The sequence below is a fragment of the Pseudonocardia pini genome, from assembly GCF_013870575.1.
GTDB lineage: Bacteria > Actinomycetota > Actinomycetes > Mycobacteriales > Pseudonocardiaceae > Pseudonocardia > Pseudonocardia pini.
In genome coordinates, this window is record NZ_JACBXB010000905.1 from 1 (window position 1) to 1,982 (window position 1,982).

Sequence of the window (1,982 nt, forward strand, 5' to 3'; positions counted from 1 at the left end):
CCGGCCTCGGCAATGCCGTCGGCGGGCTCTTCCGGGTCGCGGCCGGCCGCTAGAGATCACCCTGGGCGGCCGTCGTTCCGCCCTTGTCGCCGCCGGAGCCGCGCAGCACGTAGGCGATCCCCACCGCGAGCAGCGCCCCGCCCAGGGGCCCCGCGAGGTAGATCCAGTACCCGCTGAAGTCCCCGGTCACCAGCGCCGGCCCGAACGAGCGGGCCGGGTTCATCGACGCCCCGCTGACCGGGCTCGACCACAGACCCGCCAGCACGATGTAGCCCGCGACGGCGATCGCGGACAGTGGCCCGACGTTCTGCGCCGACGACGCCGTCCCGAGGATCACGCTGACCAACCCGACGGTCAGCAGCAGCTCCGTCACCATCGCCTGCAGGTCGGTGATCCCCGCCCCGGGCAGCGTGGCGCCCAGCATGCCGATCCGCCCGAACACCGCCCACAGCACGAGGCAGGCCACGACGGCCCCGACGAGCTGGGCCACCAGGTAGCCCGGGACCCGCCGCCAGGGGAAGTCGCCGCGCACCGAGAAGGCCAGGGTGACCGCCGGGTTGAGGTGCGCACCCCCGATCCCGCCCATGAACAGGATGATGCCGAGCACCATCAGACCGGGCGCCGTGACGGCGGCCGCCCGGCCGATCTGGCCCCCGCTCAGCGCGTCCACCACGGCCCCGCCCGCACCCACCAGGACGAGCAGGAAGGTGCCGAAGAGCTCGCTGAACAACCGCCGCCACTCGTGCCGGGGATCGTCGAAACTCGGGTTCCACGGGCCCTCCAGCTCGAGGAGGCCGCGCATGCCGCTGCTGGTCATGCCCCCATCCTCGGCACCGGGGCCGCCCGGGGACTCGCCCACAGCGTGTGAAAGTTGAGGGCACGGCAAGAGCGGGGGCGGCCCCTCGGCCGCCCCCGCTCTCCTCCCCCCGACCTGCCCCCCGAACCGGCCCCCCCGACCGGCTCAGGAGCTCTCGACCTCCGCGAACGCCTCGCGCAGCTGCGCCTCCTGGTCGGCGGACAGGTTCGTCGAGATGAGCGAGGCGCCGCTGCCCTTGAAGCGGTCGAGCACCTTGTCCGCGACCGCGTTGGACGTCATCACGAACAGCGCGGACGTGCCGGGCGTGACGTTGCGCCGCACCTCGTCGATGAAGTCGTCGTCGATCCCCACCTTGGCCAACGACCCGCCCAGCGCCCCCATCGCCGCCCCGACCGCCAGACCCAGCAGCGGCACGAAGAAGATCAGCCCGAACAGCAGGCCCCAGAAGCTGCCGCCCAGCGCGCCGGCGCCGGTCATGTTGTGCAGCTGCTCGGTCTTCGGCTTCTTGCGCCCCTCGGGCCAGTAGACGTAGGCGGCGTCGTTGACGTGGATCAGCTCCTCCTTCTGCAGCCGCTCCAGCGTGTCGAGCGCGCCCGCCGCGCCTCCCGCCGAGTCGAACTTCCACACCGTCAGGGTCCCCATGCCGCTCCTCCTCGTCGCCGATCGCCTCGAACTCTGCGCAGCCGGCGCCGCGCGGGCATCACCCTTCGCGGGCGAGCCGGGGTGTTCGTCCGCGCGCGAGCCGCGGCGGCCGGTCGCGTCAGGCCGCTGCCGCGGCGAGCTCCGCGACACCGGACCAGACGAGGTAGCCGCCGAACACCCCGAGGAACAGCACCGTGAGCAGCCTCCGGTGCCTGCGGGTGAACGCGCCGAGCCGCTCCAACAGGTCGCGGCACAGCTCCGGCCTGCGCAGCGACAGCACCAGGACCGCCCCCGGCAGCAGGAACCAGATGGCGTTGTAGACGAGGATCTGGAAGAGCCCGTCGAGCCAGTCCGTGGCACTCCCGACGATCGCGCTGAGCGCCGCGAGGTACACCAGCCCGGGCAGGTGCGTGACGATGCCCGCGACCGCCGCCCCCCGCACCGTGAGCCCGTCGAGCCGCCGCTGCATCCAGGTCGGCTCGTCCGGCGGCCGCGTGCTGCGCCGGTGTGGCGCTGGTGTTCT

The 1,982-nt window shown here is 73.2% G+C and carries 3 protein-coding genes; all 3 read right to left on the reverse strand.

The features are described 5' to 3' along the window. Window positions 1-49: 49 nt before the first annotated feature. A complete protein-coding gene (locus tag H5J29_RS30615) occupies window positions 50-817 on the reverse strand; it encodes an MIP/aquaporin family protein (RefSeq protein ID WP_181784426.1) in 768 nt (255 codons plus the stop codon). Between the two features lie 144 nt (window positions 818-961). Then, complete coding sequence (locus tag H5J29_RS30620; protein WP_181784427.1) at window positions 962-1,459, reverse strand: DUF1269 domain-containing protein; 498 nt, start codon at window positions 1,457-1,459, stop codon at window positions 962-964. Between the two features lie 118 nt (window positions 1,460-1,577). Continuing rightward, on the reverse strand, window positions 1,578-1,982 hold a 405-nt coding region (locus H5J29_RS30625; RefSeq protein WP_181784428.1), incomplete at its 5' end, for a GAP family protein.